Here is a 17,553-nt window from a genome sequence, read left to right as displayed (position 1 = left end):
CGAGGGGACCGACCACACCCGCCTGACACAATGGCGATCGTGGAACCGGAAATCATCATCGGCATCGTCGTGGCCGTCGTCGTGGTCGCGTTGCTCGTACTCGTCGTCGGTCTCGTCCGTGCCCGCCGGAGGCGGATCTCGCTGCGTGACACCGCAGGCGATCCCGCGCAGGCCGGCCCCCGCGAGGTCGACCGGTCCGGCGGGTACACCGCCGGTGGTGGCTTCAACTTCAGCCAGGGTGGGGGAGTCGCGGCGACGCCGACGGCACCCGCCCCGGGCGAGAAGCCCACGGCCTCCGACCGTGGCGAGTGGGCGGATCTGCCCGAGCGCACCGAGACCGACGGTCAACCCGGTGTCGGTGACGACGCCGCGATCCCGCGGGATTCTGCGCAACGCTCGATGAAAGACCTGTCGCTGCCCGATCCCGACCTCTACGACCCACCTGCGACCCCGCAGGATCCCGACACCGACGCCGAGGTCGACGAGGCCGGGACCGCCGTGCCCGATGATCTCTCCGGCCTCACCGAGGCGCCGGCACCGGTCCGGATCGACGAGATCGCCCCGGTCGACGGCCGCCTGCACCGGCTGCGGGGACGTCTCGCCCGGTCACAGGGTGTGTTCGGCAAGGGCGTGCTCGGTCTGCTCGGTGGCGGCGACCTCGACGAGGACTCGTGGGAGGAGGTCGAGGACACCCTGCTCACCGCCGACCTCGGCAGTGCCACCACGACCGCCGTCGTCGACCGACTGCGGGCCGAACTGGCCACCGCCGACGTCCGCAGCGCCGCGGAGGTCCGCGAACTGTTGCGCTCGGTGCTCATCGCCGCGTTGCTGCCCGACCTCGACCGGTCGGTGCACGCCCTGCCGCACGCCGACACCCCCGCGGTGTTGCTCGTCGTGGGCGTCAACGGCACCGGCAAGACCACCACGGTCGGCAAGCTCGCCCGTGTGTTGGTCGCCGACGGCCGCCGTGTCGTCCTCGGTGCGGCGGACACGTTCCGCGCCGCCGCCGCCGATCAGCTGCAGACCTGGGGTGAACGCGTCGGCGCGACCGTCGTCCGCGGTCGTGAGGGTGCCGACCCGGCCTCGGTGGCGTTCGACGCCGTTGCTGCAGGCGTCGCCGACGGCGTCGATGTCGTCGTCATCGACACCGCAGGGCGCCTGCACACCAAGACCGGTCTGATGGACGAACTGGGCAAGGTCAAGCGCGTCATCGAGAAGAAGACGAAGGTCGACGAGGTGTTGCTCGTCCTCGACGCCACGACCGGGCAGAACGGCATGGCACAGGCGAAGGTGTTCGCCGACGTCGTCGACATCACCGGGGTGGTGCTCACCAAGCTCGACGGCACCGCGAAGGGCGGCATCGTCTTCCATGTCCAACACGAGCTCGGCGTCCCGGTGAAGCTCGTCGGACTGGGGGAGGGCGCCGACGACCTCGCACCGTTCGAACCCGGCGCCTTCGTCGACGCACTGCTGGGCTGAACCGGCTGTCCGATTCGCCGGGTTCACGGTGATTTGCCTTGCGTAGGGGTTTTCTGACCTGGGGCGATACCTGGACGAAATATATGAGGCCGATCCGTTCACGCTCGCGAAACATGTAATCGCCATCGCTGAAACATCCGGATAGGAACCTTCTCGCAGATCGGAGCCGCGGCGCCTCGTCGCGGTGCACAAATCGAGGAGGATTTAGGGTGGCTTACCCCGTAATGGGTGTCCCGGATACCGGTGACACCGCCTGGATGCTCGCGAGCGCTGCGCTCGTGTTGCTGATGACCCCGGGACTGGCGTTCTTCTACGGCGGCATGGTCCGCGCGAAGAACGTCCTCAACATGATCATGATGAGCGTCACCGCCATGGGCATCGTGACCGTGCTCTGGGCGCTGTACGGCTTCTCGTTCGCCTTCGGCGACGACAAGGGTGGCGTCATCGGTGATCCCGGGCAGTATCTGGGGCTCAAGGGCGTGATCGGCGGGAACGGCGCCGCGGCCGTGGCTGCGGATGCGGCGAGTGGGACCGAGGCGTCGGATGCCATCAACATCCCGCTGTTCGGCACCCTGCCTCTCTCGGTCTTCGTGGTGTTCCAGCTCATGTTCGCGATCATCACCGTGGCCCTCGTGTCCGGTGCGGTCGCCGACCGCATGAAGTTCAGTGCCTGGGCGGCCTTCACGGTCCTGTGGTCGACCATCGTCTACTTCCCGGTCGCGCACTGGGTCTTCGCCTTCGACGGTTACACCGGCGAGCACGGCGGCTGGATCGCCAACAAGCTCAAGGCGATCGACTTCGCGGGTGGTACCGCGGTCCACATCAACGCCGGTGTCGCCGGCCTGGTGCTCGCGATCATCCTCGGCAAGCGTCGCGGGTGGCCCAAGACGGCGATGCGACCGCACAACCTCCCGTTCGTGATGCTGGGCGCGGGTCTCCTGTGGTTCGGCTGGTACGGATTCAACGCGGGTTCGGCGACGTCGTCCAACGGCACCGCGGGCACGACCTTCCTGACCACGACGGTGGCCACGGCCGCCGCGATGCTCGCCTGGTTGGTCGTCGAGGTCATCCGTGACGGCCACGCCACCTCACTCGGCGGTGCCTCCGGTGTCGTCGCCGGCCTGGTCGCGATCACCCCGTCGTGTTCCTCGGTCAACGTGCTCGGCGCCCTGGTCATCGGTGTCGTCGCCGGTGCGATCTGTGCCCTCGCGGTCGGCCTCAAGTTCAAGCTCGGTTTCGACGACTCGCTCGACGTCGTCGGCGTCCACCTCGTCGGTGGTCTCATCGGCACGTTGATGGTCGGACTCGTTGCGACACACCAGGCCCCGGCAGCGGTCGACGGCCTGTTCTACGGCGGCGGAGTCGACCAACTGTGGCGTCAGGCAGTCGGTGCGTTCGCCGTGCTCGGCTACTCCGCGGTGGCTACTGCCATAATTGCTCTGATCATCAAATACACCATCGGTCTCCGTATCGACCCCGAGGGTGAGGCCGAAGGTGCAGACGAGTCGCAACACGCCGAATCCGCTTACGACTTCGCTGCTCTGGGTGGAAGCTCCGGAAGTAGCGCATTGAGCCAGAGCACCGTTGCTGTTGGCAAGGAGGGATGAGCAAGTGAAGCTGATCACAGCAATCGTCAAACCGTTCACGCTGGAGGACGTCAAGGCCGGGCTCGAGCAGGCCGGTGTCCTCGGTATGACGGTCAGCGAGGTCCAGGGCTACGGCCGCCAGAAGGGCCACACCGAGGTCTACCGCGGTGCGGAGTACTCGGTCGACTTCGTACCCAAAGTGCGTGTCGAGGTCGTCGTCGACGACGGCGCCGTGGACAAGGTCGTCGACGTGATCGTCGAGGCCGCACGCACCGGCAAGATCGGTGACGGCAAGGTCTGGGTGTCGCCGGTGGACTCGGTCGTCCGTGTCCGCACCGGCGAGCGCGGCTCGGACGCGCTGTAGAGACGAAAGCACCTGTGCCTTTCGTCACCAGCGGGAACGATTCATCCGGTGAATCTCGCAGGGGAGGCCCCGCGTCCGACGACACGTCGAGCGCGGGGCCTCCGCCGTCCCGAACAACTCCCACCGCCGCAACCGATCTCGTCGCGGCACGTAAACAACTCCTGCGCCGTACCGACGGCGCCAAGCGCACCGACGCACCGGCCCTGCGTCAGGTCATGGTCGATCTGCACGACTTCTGGCTGACCACCAAGGGCGCCGAGCTCGGCGTGCGGCCCGACAGCGGCTTCGCCATCGTCGCGGTCGGTGGCCTGGGCAGGCAGGAGTTGTTGCCGCACTCCGACCTCGACCTGATCCTGCTGCACGACGACATGGATCCGGCGGTGGTCTCCGAGGTCGCCGACGGTCTCTGGTATCCGCTGTGGGACGCCCACATCAAGCTCGATCACAGCGTGCGCACCGTCCCGCAGGCGCTGCAGGTCGCGGCGACCGACATGAGTGCGGCCCTCGGCCTGCTCGAGGCGCGGCACATCGCGGGCGACGAGTCGCTCACCGAGCTGCTGATCACCGGCGTCCGCAGGCAATGGCGGGCCGACATCCGCAACCGGTTCGTCGAACTGGTCGACCAGGCGGGTGACCGGTGGCGCCGCAGCGGCGACATCGCGCACCGGGCCGAGCCCGACCTGAAGAACGGTCGAGGCGGACTCCGCGACGTGCAGATGCTCGGTGCGCTGGCCATCGCCCAGCTCACCGACGGCATGGCCAACCTGCGTCCGGACTCACCGGGTGCCGGTCTGCAGGTCGCCTACACGCGGCTGCTCGACATCCGCACCGAGCTGCACCGGATCGCCGGGCGACCGCGCGAACAGCTGCGGGCGCAGGACGCCGACGAGATCGGCGCCGCCCTGCGCATCGGGGACCGCTTCGACCTGGCGCGCGTCATCAGCGACAGCGCCCGCACCATCAGCTATTCCGTCGACGTCGGTCTGCGCACCGCGGGCAACGCGCTGCCCCGACGGGGCCTGGCCAAGCTGCGCCGTCCGCCCGTGCGGCGTCCCCTCGACGAGGGGGTCGTCGAGCACTCCGGCGAGGTGGTGTTGGCGCGCAACGCGATCCCGAGCAAGGACCCCGGGCTGATCCTGCGGGTGGCCTCGGCCTCGGCGCGCACCGGACTGCCGATCAGCGCCTCGACCCTCAGTCGCCTCGCCGACTACGCCCCCGAACTGCGGGAGCCGTGGCCGTCGGAGGCCCTCAGTGACCTGCTGGTGCTGCTGGGTACCGGCCGACACATGGTCGCCCCGATCGAGGCCCTCGACCGCACCGGTCTGTGGGGCCGACTGCTGCCCGAATGGGGAGCCGTCCGCGACCTGCCGCCACGCGACGCGATCCACACCTGGACCGTCGACCGTCACCTCGTCGAGACCGCGGCCAACGCCTCCCGCATGACCACGCGGGTGTCGCGGCCGGACCTGCTCGTGCTCGGCGCCCTGGTCCACGACCTGGGCAAGGGACGCGGGGCCGACCACAGCGTGGTCGGTGCGGAGCTGGCCACACAGATCGGCAACCGGTTCGGACTGTGGCCCGACGATGTCGCGACCCTGTCGGCGATGGTTCGTCACCACCTGTTGCTCCCGGCGACCGCGACCCGCCGCGACCTCGACGACCCGGCGACCACCCGCGACGTCGTCGACGCCCTCGGCGGCGACCGGCTGCTGTTGGAGTTGCTGGCCGCGCTGGCCGAGGCCGATTCCCTGGCCACCGGGCCAGGTGTGTGGGGGGACTGGAAGGCGTCGTTGATCGGCGAACTCGTCCGTCGTTGCCTACGGGTGATGGACGGCGAGGAGCTGCCGGCGCCCGAGCCGCTCACCGACGAGCAGCGGGCGCGGGCCGAGGCCGGCGGGGTGTTCGTCGACATCGCACCCACCGAGAACGCGCACACCCACCTGGTCACGATGATCGCCCCCGACTCCGACGGCGCCCTGTCGAAGATGGCGGGTGTGTTGGCGCTCAACGGATTGCGCTGCCACAGCGCGACCGCGCAGTCGCACGCGGGCAGCGTCGTCGACACGTTCATGGTCATCCCCGCATTCGGCGATCCGCCCGACGCCGGTCTGCTGCGTCAGCAGTTGCTGCAGGCCACCGCGGGCACCATCGACGTCCTCGCCCGGATCGACGCCCGGGAACGGGAGTCGCCCATCCCCACCGCGCCGCCGCCGGTCAACGACCCCGACGGTGCACCCGTCGCGGTCCCCGCACTGTTCGCCCTCGCCCCGCCGCGCGTGCTGTGGATCGATTCGGCGGCCTCAGACGGCGACGGTGCACCGCGCACCATCCTGGAACTGCGTGCGGCGGACCGCTCGGGTCTGCTCAGCCGGGTGTCGGCGGTCATCGAGTCCTACGGTGTGGCGATCGAGTGGGCCACGGTCGCGACCATGGGCGGGACGGTCATCGACACCTTCGGTCTGCGGCTGAGCGAGGACTCCGCCGATCTGCGATCGCGGCTGGCCGACGCCGTCATCGGGGTCGTGCCCCCGCCGGAGCCCCCACGGGAGACCGACGACGAGCAGGGATCCTCCGGCGTGCCGATAGGGTAGGGCCCATGTTCGATTCGCTGTCCGACCGGTTGACCGGGGCACTCAAAGACCTACGCGGCAAGGGCAAGCTGTCCGACGCCGACATCGACCGCACCTGCCGGGAGATCCGGCTCGCTCTGCTCGACGCCGACGTGTCGCTGCCGGTGGTGCGTGGCTTCATCGCCCGGATCAAGGAGCGCGCGAAGGGCTCGGAGGTGTCGGGGGCACTCAACCCGGCGCAGCAGATCGTCAAGATCGTCAACGAGGAGCTCATCGGCATCCTCGGTGGCGAGACGCGACGCATCAACTTCGCCAAGACCCCGCCGACGGTCATCATGCTCGCGGGTCTGCAGGGTGCCGGTAAGACGACCCTTGCGGGCAAGCTGTCGGCCTGGTTGAAGAAGCAGGGACACACACCACTGCTGGTGGCCTGCGACCTCCAGCGACCCGGCGCGGTCAGCCAGCTGCAGATCGTCGGTGAACGCGCCAACACCCCGGTGTTCGCGCCGCACCCGGGAACATCCATCGGGGGCGAGGGAGAACTCGGCGTCAGCGCGGCCGATCCCGTCGAGGTCGCCCGCGCCGGTATCGCCGAGGCGCGATCGAAGCAACACGACATCGTCATCGTCGACACCGCAGGCCGCCTCGGCATCGACACCGAGCTGATGGCGCAGGCCGCGGGTATCCGCGACGCCGTGCAACCCGACGAGATCCTGTTCGTCGTCGACGCGATGATCGGTCAGGACGCGGTGACCACCGCCGAGGCGTTCGCCGAGGGGGTCGGGTTCACCGGCGTCGTGCTGACCAAGCTCGACGGTGACGCCCGTGGTGGCGCCGCGCTGTCGGTCCGTGAGGTGACCGGCCGACCCATCATGTTCGCGTCGTCGGGCGAGAAGCTCGACGAGTTCGACACCTTCCACCCCGACCGTATGGCCAGCCGGATCCTCGGCATGGGCGATGTGCTCTCGCTGATCGAGCAGGCCGAGGAGCACTGGGACGTCGCACAGGCCGAGGCGACCGCGGCCAAGATCACCCAGGGCGAGCTGACGCTGGAGGACTTCCTCGAGCAGATGCTGATGATCCGCAAGATGGGTCCGATCGGGAACCTGCTGGGCATGCTGCCCGGAGCGGGCCAGATGAAGGACGCCCTGAGCCAGGTCGACGACAAACAACTCGACCGGGTCCAGGCGATCATCCGCGGTATGACCCCCGCGGAGCGCGACAACCCGAAGATCATCAACGCCTCACGTCGGCTGCGGATCGCCAACGGTTCCGGCGTGGCGGTCAGCGAGGTCAACCAACTCGTCGACCGGTTCTACGACGCACGCAAGATGATGTCGCAGATGTCGGGCCGCATGGGGATGCCCGGCGGAAACCGGAACAACCGCAAGAAGGGCAAGAAGGGGAAGAAGGGCGGCCGCGGACCCACGCCACCCAAGAACCGCACCGGCATGCCCGGCATGCCCGCGGGGTTCCCCGACCTGTCGAACATGCCCGCCGGACTCGATCAGATCCCGCCCGGACTCGAGGGGATCGACATCTCGCAGTTCCAGCCGCCGAAGAAGCGCGGCTGAGTCGAGATGCGGCACCGATGACCTCGGGTGCGCTGCACGTCCGGGGACGCGTCCCCGGTGTCGACGGGGCCTCCGATGATCGTGACGTCGAGCTGTGGGCCGTCGGCGGCCGCATCGTCGACGGACCCGTTGCCGATGCGCAGACCGTCGCCGACACCGGGTGGATCGTCCCGGGGCTCGTCGACGCCCACAATCACGTCGGCATCGCGCCCGGCCTCGGCGTCACCATCGAACGTGCGCGCGGCTTCGCCAGTGCCGACGCGAAAGCGGGAGCGCTGCTGATCCGCGAGGTCGGGTCACCGCTGGACACCCACCCCCTCGACGCCGATCCGCGCAGCCCACAGTTCATCCGGGCGGGACGACACATCGCCCGACCCAAGCGTTATCTCCGCGGCTACGGGGTCGACCTCGACGACCCCGACCACCTGCCCGACGAGGTACGCAGGCAGGCCCGCGACGGTGACGGTTGGGTCAAGATCGTGGGGGACTGGATCGACCGAGAGGTCGGCGACCTCGCCCCGTTGTGGACCGACCGCCAACTCGCCGACGCCGTGGCCGCCGCGCACGACGAGGGTGCCCGGGTGACCGCGCACGTCTTCGGCACCGACGCCCTGCCCGGGCTGCTCGACGCCGGGGTCGACTGCATCGAACACGGCACCGGTCTCACCGACGACCTCATCGCGATCATGGCGGCGCGTGGGGTCGGCCTGGTGCCGACGTTGATCCAGGTGGACAACTTCCCGGGTATCGCCGACGGTGCCGACCGGTTCCCGACCTACCAGGCCCACATGCGTGCGCTGTACGACGGCGCCCGCGACGTGTTCTCCGCGGCCCGCGAGGCGGGGGTCGCGATCTTCGCCGGCACCGATGCGGGCGGTTTCGTCGAACACGGCCGGATCGTCGACGAGGTGGTCGCGTTGCAGGGGATCGGATTCGACGCCGCCGGGGCGCTGGCCGCGGCCACCGACCGGCCGCGGGCGTGGCTCGGGGCCGGCGCGCTGGCCGTGGGCGACCGCGCCGACTTCCTGGTGCTGCGCGAGGATCCCCGGATCGACCTGGAGACCCTCCGCGATCCGGTCGTCGTCTGCGGCGGCATCGTCCTGTAGAAGGATTTCGTCTCCGGGTGCGCCGTCTGGCAGAATGTGCTGCTGGTTCGTCGGACGCGGTCACGGCCGCCCGACGGTCACACCATCGACATCGCAAAACCGGGCCCACCACACCGGGTGGGTCGCTGAATTGCATCGTGACCACTGGAAAGAGAAGACATGTCTGTCAAGATCAAGCTCACCCGCCTCGGCAAGATCCGCAACCCGCAGTACCGCATCGTCGTCGCCGATGCCCGCACCCGTCGCAACGGTCGTGCGATCGAGACCATCGGCAAGTACCACCCCAAGGAAGAGCCCAGCCTCATCGAGGTCGACTCCGAGCGCGCGCAGTACTGGCTGGGTGTCGGCGCACAGCCGACCGAGCCGGTCGAGGCCATCCTGAAGATCACCGGCGACTGGCAGAAGCACAAGGGCCTGCCGGGCACCGAGGGCACCCTCAAGGTCAAGGAGCCCAAGACCAGCAAGCTCGACCTGTTCAACGCGGCGCTGGCCGCCGCCGACAGCGAGCCGGCCGCCGAGGCGACCACCCCGAAGAAGAAGGCCGCCAAGAAGGCTGACACCGCGGACGACGCGGCCGCCACCGAGGCGCCCGCGGCCGAGGCCACCACGGACGGCGACGCCGCCAAGGCGGACGCGTGAGCGCTGTCGTCGCCGACGCGATCGAACACCTGGTCCGCGGCATCGTCGCGAACCCGGACGAGGTCCGCGTGGACATGATCACCGGACGCCGGGGCCGTCTCGTCGAGGTGCACGTGCACCCCGAGGACCTCGGCAAGGTCATCGGCCGCGGCGGACGCACCGCCACGGCTCTGCGCACACTGGTCACCGGCATCGGTGGGCGCGGTCTGCGCCTGGACATCGTCGACACCGATCGCTGATCGCATCCCCTCGATGGATCTCGTCGTCGGCCGGGTCGTCAAGGCCCATGGCGTTCGAGGCGAACTGGTCGTCGACGTCCGCACCGACGACCCCGACGACCGGTTCGCCGACGGTGCACAGCTCCGCGGCCGCCTGCCCAAGGGACGCGGCGACCGCGACTTCACCGTCACCGGGGCGCGGGAGCACTCCGGTCGTCTGCTGCTGACGCTCGACGGGGTCGACGACCGGTCCGCCGCCGACGATCTGCGTGGCGTGTTGTTCCTGATCGACAGCGCCACAGTCGATTCCGGCTCCGACCCCGACGAGTTCTACGACCACGAACTCGAAGGGGTCGGCGTCCGGACCGTCACCGGTGACGACATCGGCATCCTCTCGGAGATCCTGCACCTCCCCGGCGGCGACACCCTCGTTGTGCGCACCGAGGGTGGTCGGGAGATCCTCGTGCCGTTCGTGACCGACATCGTCCCGACCGTCTCGCCCGACGGCATCGAGATCGATCCGCCCGACGGCCTGCTCGACCTGCAGTGACCGGTCCGGCTCAAACGTCCGACACGGCGCCGACGCTGCGCATCGACGTCGTCTCGATCTTCCCCGAGTACCTCACCCCCCTGCGAGCGGCGTTGCTCGGGCGTGCCATCGACCGGGGCATCATCTCCGTCGACGTCCACGACCTGCGCGACTGGACCCATGACGTGCACCGCGGCGTGGACGACTCGCCCTACGGTGGCGGCCCCGGCATGGTCATGAAGCCCGAGGTGTGGGGTCCGTGCCTCGACGAGGTCTGTCCCGACGACGCCCTGCTCGTCGTCCCCACCCCGGCAGGCGTCCCGTTCACCCAGGCCATGGCCGAGGACTTCAGCCGCGAACACCACCTGGTGTTCGCGTGTGGACGCTACGAGGGCATCGACCAACGGGTCGTCGACGACGTCGCGAGGCGGACACGCGTGCTCGAGGTGTCCATCGGTGACTTCGTCCTCATCGGCGGCGAGGTCGCGACCATCGCGATGGTCGAGGCCACCGTCCGACTCATCGACGGGGTACTCGGCAACGCCGCCTCGCACCAACAGGATTCGTTCTCCGACGGCCTCCTCGAGGGACCGAGCTACACCCGACCCGAGGTGTGGCGCGGACTCGCCGTACCCGCCGTCCTGCGCAGCGGCGACCACGCGAAGATCGAGGCCTGGCGACGCGAGGAGTCACTGCGCCGCACCAGGGAGCGTCGGCCCGACCTGCTGAGGACCGGCGACCCGGTCGAACCGGACTAGCCTGACACCGTGCATCACTGGTTCACGCACGACATCGTCGACGGTGGCCGGCTCCCACTGTTCCTGTTCTTCATCGGGTTCATCGTCGGGTTCGTCTGTACCCGCATTAGCGTGCGCCTCATCCGCGCTCAGGTCCGGTGGTGGTTCGGCAACATGAGCACGGGGGAGACCCACGTCCACCACATGGTGTTCGGCGTGGTGCTCGTGCTCGTCTCCGGCGTGGCCCTGATCGCGGTCTCGCTCACCGGGTCGCAGACGACCGCGTCGGTGCTGGCCTGCTTGTTCGGGGTGGGGGCGGCACTCGTCCTCGACGAGTTCGCGCTGATCTTCTACCTGCGCGATGTGTACTGGGCCGAGGAGGGGCGGGCCTCGGTGGACGCGGTGTGGGCGGTCCTCGGCGCCACCGGAATGGTGTTGCTCGGTTTCCGTCCGCTGGAGCTGTTCCAGACCTCCATCTTCGCCGCCGACGCCAGCGTGGCCGAGATCGTCGTGGAACTCGTTGTCGCCGCGGCGAGCCTGGGGCTTGCGGCGATCGTCCTGCTCAAGGGCAAGATCTGGACCGGTCTGATCGGGATCTTCGCCTGGCCGCTGCTCGTGGTCGGAGCGATCCGATTGGCCCGGCCGGGATCACCGTGGGCCCGATGGCGCTACACGCGGCGTCCCACACGGATGGCGCGGGCGATGAACCGCGAGCGGAAGCTGCGTCGCCCACCCATCCGGGCGAAGATCTACCTCCAGGACCTGATGGCGGGCCGCCCCGATGTGCCGCGGGCGATCGTCGAGGCCGAATCTGTCCTCGACGACGTCGTCCACGCAGCTCCGGCGCCTGATCCCGCGTCCTCGATTTCGTCCCGGCGGGGTCGCTCTGGCACAATGGTCGGGTTGCCGTTCGAGGGTCGCTCGACCATGTCGAGCCCCCGTTCCGGCGATCCACACGACTAGAGCACGAACCGGTCGAACCGTTCACGCGGCCGCCAGGTTCCTCTGTTCCCAGTGAACGCCCATGATTGGACCACCTGATGAACACCTTGGACTTCCTCGACAAGCAGTCGATGCGCGACGACATCCCCGACTTCCGGCCCGGCGACACCCTCGACGTCCACGTCAAGGTCATCGAGGGCTCCAAGGAGCGCGTCCAGGTCTTCAAGGGTGTCGTCATCCGTCGCCAGGGTGGTGGCCTGCAGGAGACGTTCACCGTCCGCAAGGTCTCGTTCGGCGTCGGCGTGGAGCGCACCTTCCCGGTGCACAGCCCCACCCTGGCCAAGGTCGATGTCGTCACCCGCGGTGACGTGCGTCGCGCCAAGCTCTACTACCTCCGCGATCTGCGTGGCAAGGCCGCGAAGATCAAGGAAAAGCGCTGACATCAGCGTTCGTCGGGCCGGTCGTCGACCGGTCCGACCGGGTCTCCCGCACAGTCCACTAGGCTGAGCGGCGTGCCCGATACCCCCCGCCACGGCAGCCCGACCGACGACGAGCTCGGCGCCGATCGCACTGATCGCAACGACTTTCGCGAGTCCGATGCCCAGCCCTCGTCGAGTCGCCCGTGGCGGTCTCGAAGGGATGCGACACCGGCCAAGAAGCGCTCGGTGCTGCGCGAGACCGTCATCATCGTCATCAGCGTTCTCGTCCTGACCTGGATCCTGCAGACCTTCATCGGTCGTCAGTACGTGATCCCGTCGGAGTCGATGGAGAACACGCTGCACGGATGCGCCGGGTGCACCAACGACCGCATCGTGATCGACAAGCTGTCCTACCGTTTCGGCGATCCCGAGCCCGGCGACGTCGTGGTGTTCAAAGGCCCCACCTCGTCGTGGGACGAGGGGTGGACGTCTCCGCGGTCGTCGAACACGATCGTCCGCGGACTCCAGGACGGCCTGTCCTGGTTCGGGTTCGCCCCGCCCGACGAGAACGATCTGGTCAAACGCGTCGTCGCCGTCGGCGGCCAGACCGTGCAGTGTCGCAACGCCGACAAGGTCGGTGTCACCGTCAACGGCAAACCACTGACCGAGCCGTACGTGGATCGTGCTCTGCAACAACAGGACACGACCATCAACCCCGGGTTGGTCGACGAGCAGGACGGCTCGACGCTCAACAGTTGCCTCGGCGCGGACTTCGGTCCCATCACGATCCCCAAGGGCAACGTCTGGGTGATGGGCGACAACCGCGGCAACTCGGCGGACTCGCGCTTCCACATCACCGACGAGCTCCGTGGCACGGTCCCGATCTCCGACATCCGCGGCAAGGTCCGATTCATCATCTATCCGTTCTCGCGCATAGGTGGTGTCGGCTCCGACAACCCGCAGAAGTAGCGGGGTGCGGCGATGAGTCGGTGGCCACCCCGTTCGCCGATCAGGCGGGCGGCGAGTCTGCGCACCTACGAGTTCGCGCTGCACAACAGCGGACTCGGTCCGGTCGCCGGTGTCGACGAGGCCGGTCGCGGCGCCTGCGCCGGCCCGCTCGTGGTCGCCGCGTGTGTGCTCAAACCGACGCAGTTGGTGTCGCTGGCCGACCTCGACGACTCGAAGAAACTCAGCCCGGCCGTCCGGGAGAAGCTCTACCGTTCGGTCGTCAAGCACGCATTGAGCTGCAGCGTGGTCGTCATCGACGCGGCCGAGGTCGATCGGATCGGCATCCACGTCGCCAACATCGAGGGGATGCGCCGTGCCGTCGCGACGCTGACCGTCCCGCCCGGCTACGTACTGTCGGACGGGTTCGTCGTGCCCGGTCTGACCGTGCCGTCGTTGCCGGTCATCGGGGGAGACGGCGCCGCGGCCTGCATCGCCGCCGCCAGCATCCTGGCCAAGGTCACACGCGACCGGATCATGGTCGAGATGGAACGTGAGCTGCCCGGTTACTCCTTCGACATCCACAAGGGCTACAGCACCGAGCTGCACATGTCGGCCCTCGATCGACTCGGTCCGTCGCCACAGCATCGGATGTCCTACCGCAACGTTCGCGAGCGGGCACGCCCCGTCGCCGGCACCGTCGCTCACGACGCATCCGCTGCGAACCCGGCGTCGCGACACCATTAGGCTGGTGCCCATGAGTGCTGAGGATCTCGAGAAGTACGAGACCGAGATGGAACTCTCCCTGTACCGCGAGTACAAGGACGTGGTCGGCCAGTTCACCTATGTCGTGGAGACCGAACGGCGCTTCTACCTCGCGAACTCCGTCGAGATGGTTCCGCGCAACGCCGACGGCGAGGTGTACTTCGAGCTCCGGATGTCCGACGCCTGGGTATGGGACATGTATCGCCCGGCCCGGTTCGTCAAACAGGTTCGGGTCATCACGTTCAAGGACGTCAACATCGAAGAGCTCGAGAAGTCCGAACTGCGGCTCCCCGAGGACGGCGCGCTGCCCGACTGATCGCGCTCCCGGCGACGTCAGGCGCGAAGTCGATGCCGTCCCGTCGAGAATTCCGGCGGATCGTCGTCACCCACGACCGGGATCTCCTCTGAGGCCGTGGCCATCTCGGCTGGGTGCTTGCGCAGCCCGAGACTCAGCAGGGCCAGTCCGAGCGCGGTGGCGGCGATCGTCCACATGATGACCACGAATGCCCCCAGGAACGAGTGGGCGGCGACGTCGCGGCCGGCCTCGCGGATCGCCGGCGCGGCCTGACGGGCGATCGTCGAGCGCATGTCGGACCCGCTCCCCGGTGCGGAGCCGGTGGCCGCACACCCCGGCGGGACCACCTCGGGCCGCGCCGAGGCCAACTGTTCGCGGGCGCAGCGGGTGAACTCGTCGACGACGAACTCCTGTACCGAGCCCGGTACCTCGGTCGTCGTCAACCGCTGCGTCAGGACCTGGCTGCCATCACGCACCGCGGGAACCGACTGGTTGGCCACCTGATTGAAGAAGAAGATGCCGATCACGGCCAGGCCGATCGACGCGCCCACCTGTTGGACGGTCGGGATGGAGCCCGAGGCCGATCCCACGGTGGCCTTCGAGGTACCGGACAGGATCGTGGCCTGCAGCGGCGCCACGAACAGGCCGGTCCCGACACCGCCGATCGCCAACGGGACCAGCACCGAGGCCACGTCGAGCGTGCGGGCCGACGGATCGATGAGCAGTGCGACCCACCCGACCGACACCGCGAACAGGACCATCCCGACCGCAAGGGTGCGGGCGCCGATCCGGTTGACCAGAAACGGCGAGGTCAGCGACCCGATCGCCGCGCCGACGGCGAAGGGCAGGGTGATCAATCCGGTGCGCAGGGCGGAGTAGCCCAGCCCGAACTGCGTCGTGATCGACACCGCGAAGAAGAAGGCGGCGAACACCCCGAAGAACAGCAGCGACAGCGTCGCGCCGACGGCGAAAGCCCGGTTCGAGAACAGGTCCAACCGCAGCAGCGGGTTGCCGCCGCGTCGCAACAGTCGACGCTCGTAGGCCACGAACGTGATCAGCAGGACGATGGACAGCGCCAGCAGGCCCAGCAGCCAGGTGGGCCACCCCTGCTCCCGGCCGACCGCCAGTGGATAGATCAGGGCGAACAATCCCGCCGAGGACAGGATCGCTCCCGCCAGGTCGAGCGGCTCGTGTTCGGTGGAACGGACCGACGGCAGGAATCGGAAGGCCATCGCGCACGCGAGCACCCCCAGCGGCAGGTTGACCAGGAAGATGGCGCGCCACCCGAGGCCGAGCACGTCGCCCGAGATCAGTGCGCCGCCCAGCACGGGGCCCAGCATGGCGGCGATGCCCGCCGTCGCCCCGTAGAGCCCGAACACCGCGCCGTGGCGCGAACGCGGGAACATCGCCGAGATGATCGCGATGGTCTGCGCCGACGCGCAGGCGGCCGACACCCCCTGCAGACCACGTAGGACGATCAACTCGGTTGCCCCGGTTGCGGTCCCGCAGAGGACCGAGGTCACCGTGAAGCCGATCAGGGCGCCGAGGAAGACCCTGCGCCGACCCCAGAGCTCACCCAGACGCGACGCCGTCATCAGGGTGCACGCGAACGCCAGGGTGTACACCGTCAGCACCAGCAGCTGGTTCGACGACGTCGCGCCGAGATCGGTGGACAGACTCGGGAGCGCGATGTTGACGATGGTCGTGTCGACCATCTGCATGAAGACCGCGATCAGACAGGCACTCAGGGCCAGCCAGCTGCGTGTCGAGGGCTCCGCGGTGCCCGCCGGATCGGCGAAGGACATGCCGTCGAGTGCGCCGAGGGCGCGAACGGCTCGATGGTCGATGGGGCGGGTGTCGCCGTCGGCGAAGGCCGGCAGAAAGATCGGAGCGGTCTCGTCTGTCGAGAACGTCGAATGACGGCCGGCCATCAGCAACCGTTACTTCGCGAGCACGGCCACCGAGGGAACGTAGTCACCGGTCGCTGCGATGGTTGAGAAGATCTCGAGCATGCGGTCGACGTAGAGCTTGATCGACGTCTCGGCCTCGTCGGTACGCGGGTAGAGGAAGCTCATCTTGGTGCCCTCGGGGAAGCGGTTCACCCAGATGAACACCTCCTCGGAGCTGCCGCGGTTGCCGAACACGGAGAAGTTGACCTTGTCGAACATGTCGCCGCCGGGGAGTTTGCGCACGTCGAGGTAGCTGACCATCGGAACCGACCAACCGGCCGGGACGCTGATGGCCGAGTCCTCCGGCACCAGCTCCAGCACGCGGTGCAGCGACACCTCCGACATGGTCTTGCCCTCGTTGAACGACTCCTGTGTGGCCCCCACGATCGAGGTGAAGCTGGAGCCGTCGGTGATGTCGACGCACACCGGGATGAGGTTGGTGAACCAGCCGACGGACGCGAACTCGCTCGCCGTCGACCGGGTGTTCTTCGGGGTGAAGCCGAAGTACTTGGTGCGGTTGGTGAACTCGTGGCTGACCAGTCCGGCGATGGCCAGGACGCCGGCCGCGAACCCGGCACCGTTGCGGTGGCAGGCGGCGTCGACACGCTCGGCCTGCTCCGGGGTCATCAGGTCGACCGTGGTGAACGCGCTGCGGTTGTAGTCCGCGGTCGACAACCCGAGGTCGAGCGGGAAGTGGGGGAGCGTGCCGTCGTTCTCCTCGAGCAGATCGATCCACTTACGGACCTGCGGTGTGTCGAGGCTGAGTTCGGCCGAGATGTCGCGCTCGCGGCGGCAGAAGTCGATGTAACTGCCGACAGGCATGAGTTCCGGTGCCTCGGTGGAGATCTCGCGCTGGTAGGCAGACATCAGGTCGACACACGACAGGGCCTGCGAGATGCCGTCGGAGTTGAGGTGGTCCGCGGCGAGGTAGACGACGAACTTCCCGTCGTGCTCGATGGTGCCCAGGGTGAAGCAGTCCCAGTTGAACGGGCCGGGGGTCTGTGCCTCCACGTGCTCGCGGATGTCCTGGCTGCTGGCGATGTAGGCGGAGTCGGTGGGGACGAAATCGACGATGCTCGGATCGACGACGTGGCGCGTGATGACGTCGTCGTCCATCGAGAACCAGCTGAGAAAGGTGTCATGGCGACGGAGGAAGACGTTGATCGCCCGGGTCATCGCATCGACGTCGAGTTGACCCTGGATCTCGAAGGCGAGGAGGCACAGACGACCGAATCGGAACCCGGCGTCCTCGTGGCGCTGGGCGGCCCGAAGATAGGCTTCTTGCTGGTAGGAGGGACCAACGGGGTGGGTGGGGGCGTGCCCTGCTGCGGCGACGGACGCCAGCGACGCGACCCAGCTGGTGACCCTGCCCGGAGACGGCTCCCACTCGTCGATCAAACCGAAGTTGATCATGATGTTTTCTCCCCTCGCGAACC

At 68.4% G+C, this 17,553-nt stretch carries 17 protein-coding genes; 15 read left to right on the top strand and 2 right to left on the bottom strand.

All coding sequences use genetic code 11. From position 1 onward, the window contains the following. Positions 1-39: 39 nt before the first annotated feature. The 15 genes from ftsY to JHC79_RS00900 all read left to right on the top strand — a co-directional run bounded on the left by ftsY (position 40) and on the right by JHC79_RS00900 (position 14,189). Positions 40-1,479: a signal recognition particle-docking protein FtsY gene (ftsY, locus tag JHC79_RS00970; RefSeq protein ID WP_296388001.1), complete on the top strand. Its 1,440-nt coding sequence runs from the start codon at positions 40-42 to the stop codon at positions 1,477-1,479. A 224-nt stretch (positions 1,480-1,703) separates the two neighbouring features. Next, positions 1,704-3,086 carry an ammonium transporter gene (locus JHC79_RS00965; RefSeq protein WP_296388038.1) on the top strand — a complete coding sequence of 461 codons (1,383 nt, stop codon included), beginning with the start codon at positions 1,704-1,706 and terminating at the stop codon, positions 3,084-3,086. A 4-nt stretch (positions 3,087-3,090) separates the two neighbouring features. Then, positions 3,091-3,429: a P-II family nitrogen regulator gene (locus JHC79_RS00960; RefSeq protein WP_188492116.1), complete on the top strand. Its 339-nt coding sequence runs from the start codon at positions 3,091-3,093 to the stop codon at positions 3,427-3,429. Between the two features lie 14 nt (positions 3,430-3,443). Beyond that, positions 3,444-6,020, top strand: a complete 2,577-nt coding sequence (locus JHC79_RS00955) for a [protein-PII] uridylyltransferase (RefSeq protein WP_296388000.1) — start codon at positions 3,444-3,446, stop codon at positions 6,018-6,020. 5 nt (positions 6,021-6,025) lie between these two features. Then, complete coding sequence (gene ffh / locus JHC79_RS00950) at positions 6,026-7,573, top strand: signal recognition particle protein (RefSeq protein WP_296387999.1); 1,548 nt, start codon at positions 6,026-6,028, stop codon at positions 7,571-7,573. A gap of 17 nt (positions 7,574-7,590) precedes the next feature. Continuing rightward, entirely contained in the window at positions 7,591-8,679 is a 1,089-nt protein-coding gene (locus JHC79_RS00945; protein ID WP_296387998.1) for an amidohydrolase family protein, read from the top strand. A gap of 159 nt (positions 8,680-8,838) precedes the next feature. Then, entirely contained in the window at positions 8,839-9,318 is a 480-nt protein-coding gene (gene rpsP, locus JHC79_RS00940) for a 30S ribosomal protein S16 (RefSeq protein WP_296387997.1), read from the top strand. Further along, on the top strand, positions 9,315-9,557 hold the full coding sequence (locus JHC79_RS00935; protein ID WP_188492127.1) for an RNA-binding protein: 243 nt from the start codon (positions 9,315-9,317) through the stop codon (positions 9,555-9,557). Before rpsP ends, JHC79_RS00935 begins: the two co-directional genes overlap by 4 nt. Positions 9,558-9,570: 13 nt before the next feature. Further along, positions 9,571-10,086, top strand: coding sequence for a ribosome maturation factor RimM (gene rimM / locus JHC79_RS00930; RefSeq protein WP_296387996.1), 516 nt, complete (start codon positions 9,571-9,573; stop codon positions 10,084-10,086). Between the two features lie 35 nt (positions 10,087-10,121). After that, positions 10,122-10,823, top strand: coding sequence for a tRNA (guanosine(37)-N1)-methyltransferase TrmD (gene trmD / locus JHC79_RS00925; RefSeq protein WP_296388037.1), 702 nt, complete (start codon positions 10,122-10,124; stop codon positions 10,821-10,823). 9 nt (positions 10,824-10,832) lie between these two features. Beyond that, positions 10,833-11,765: a hypothetical protein gene (locus JHC79_RS00920; protein ID WP_296387995.1), complete on the top strand. Its 933-nt coding sequence runs from the start codon at positions 10,833-10,835 to the stop codon at positions 11,763-11,765. A 77-nt stretch (positions 11,766-11,842) separates the two neighbouring features. After that, complete coding sequence (gene rplS, locus JHC79_RS00915; RefSeq protein ID WP_296387994.1) at positions 11,843-12,184, top strand: 50S ribosomal protein L19; 342 nt, start codon at positions 11,843-11,845, stop codon at positions 12,182-12,184. A 72-nt stretch (positions 12,185-12,256) separates the two neighbouring features. Then, entirely contained in the window at positions 12,257-13,132 is an 876-nt protein-coding gene (lepB, locus tag JHC79_RS00910; RefSeq protein WP_296387993.1) for a signal peptidase I, read from the top strand. Between the two features lie 12 nt (positions 13,133-13,144). Then, the gene (locus JHC79_RS00905; RefSeq protein ID WP_296387992.1) at positions 13,145-13,855 is read left to right on the top strand and encodes a ribonuclease HII; all 711 of its coding nucleotides are present in this window, start codon (positions 13,145-13,147) and stop codon (positions 13,853-13,855) included. Between the two features lie 10 nt (positions 13,856-13,865). After that, on the top strand, positions 13,866-14,189 hold the full coding sequence (locus JHC79_RS00900) for a DUF2469 domain-containing protein (RefSeq protein ID WP_188492140.1): 324 nt from the start codon (positions 13,866-13,868) through the stop codon (positions 14,187-14,189). Between the two features lie 17 nt (positions 14,190-14,206). Here JHC79_RS00900 and JHC79_RS00895 read toward each other — a convergent pair whose 3' ends face one another. Next, positions 14,207-16,099: a DHA2 family efflux MFS transporter permease subunit gene (locus tag JHC79_RS00895; protein WP_296387991.1), complete on the bottom strand. Its 1,893-nt coding sequence runs from the start codon at positions 16,097-16,099 to the stop codon at positions 14,207-14,209. Between the two features lie 9 nt (positions 16,100-16,108). Next, a complete protein-coding gene (locus JHC79_RS00890; RefSeq protein WP_296387990.1) occupies positions 16,109-17,530 on the bottom strand; it encodes a condensation domain-containing protein in 1,422 nt (473 codons plus the stop codon). Between the last annotated feature and the right edge of the window lie 23 nt (positions 17,531-17,553).

Origin of the sequence: Williamsia sp., from assembly GCF_016462415.1 — a bacterium.
Taxonomy (GTDB): Bacteria; Actinomycetota; Actinomycetes; order Mycobacteriales; family Mycobacteriaceae; genus Williamsia_A.
This window is presented reverse-complemented; position numbering and strand designations above follow the sequence as displayed.

Bases quoted from the DNA above. Each gene is read 5' to 3' on its own strand.
- JHC79_RS00905 (WP_296387992.1), top strand. From the start codon at position 13,145: ATGAGTCGGTGGCCACCCCGTTCGCCGATCAGGCGGGCGGCGAGTCTG.
- JHC79_RS00945 (WP_296387998.1), top strand. From the start codon at position 7,591: ATGACCTCGGGTGCGCTGCACGTCCGGGGACGCGTCCCCGGTGTCGAC.
- rplS (WP_296387994.1), top strand. From the start codon at position 11,843: ATGAACACCTTGGACTTCCTCGACAAGCAGTCGATGCGCGACGACATC.
- rpsP (WP_296387997.1), top strand. From the start codon at position 8,839: ATGTCTGTCAAGATCAAGCTCACCCGCCTCGGCAAGATCCGCAACCCG.
- JHC79_RS00965 (WP_296388038.1), top strand. From the start codon at position 1,704: ATGGGTGTCCCGGATACCGGTGACACCGCCTGGATGCTCGCGAGCGCT.
- rimM (WP_296387996.1), top strand. From the start codon at position 9,571: ATGGATCTCGTCGTCGGCCGGGTCGTCAAGGCCCATGGCGTTCGAGGC.
- JHC79_RS00900 (WP_188492140.1), top strand. From the start codon at position 13,866: ATGAGTGCTGAGGATCTCGAGAAGTACGAGACCGAGATGGAACTCTCC.
- JHC79_RS00895 (WP_296387991.1), bottom strand. From the start codon at position 16,099: ATGGCCGGCCGTCATTCGACGTTCTCGACAGACGAGACCGCTCCGATC.
- JHC79_RS00890 (WP_296387990.1), bottom strand. From the start codon at position 17,530: ATGATCAACTTCGGTTTGATCGACGAGTGGGAGCCGTCTCCGGGCAGG.
- ffh (WP_296387999.1), top strand. From the start codon at position 6,026: ATGTTCGATTCGCTGTCCGACCGGTTGACCGGGGCACTCAAAGACCTA.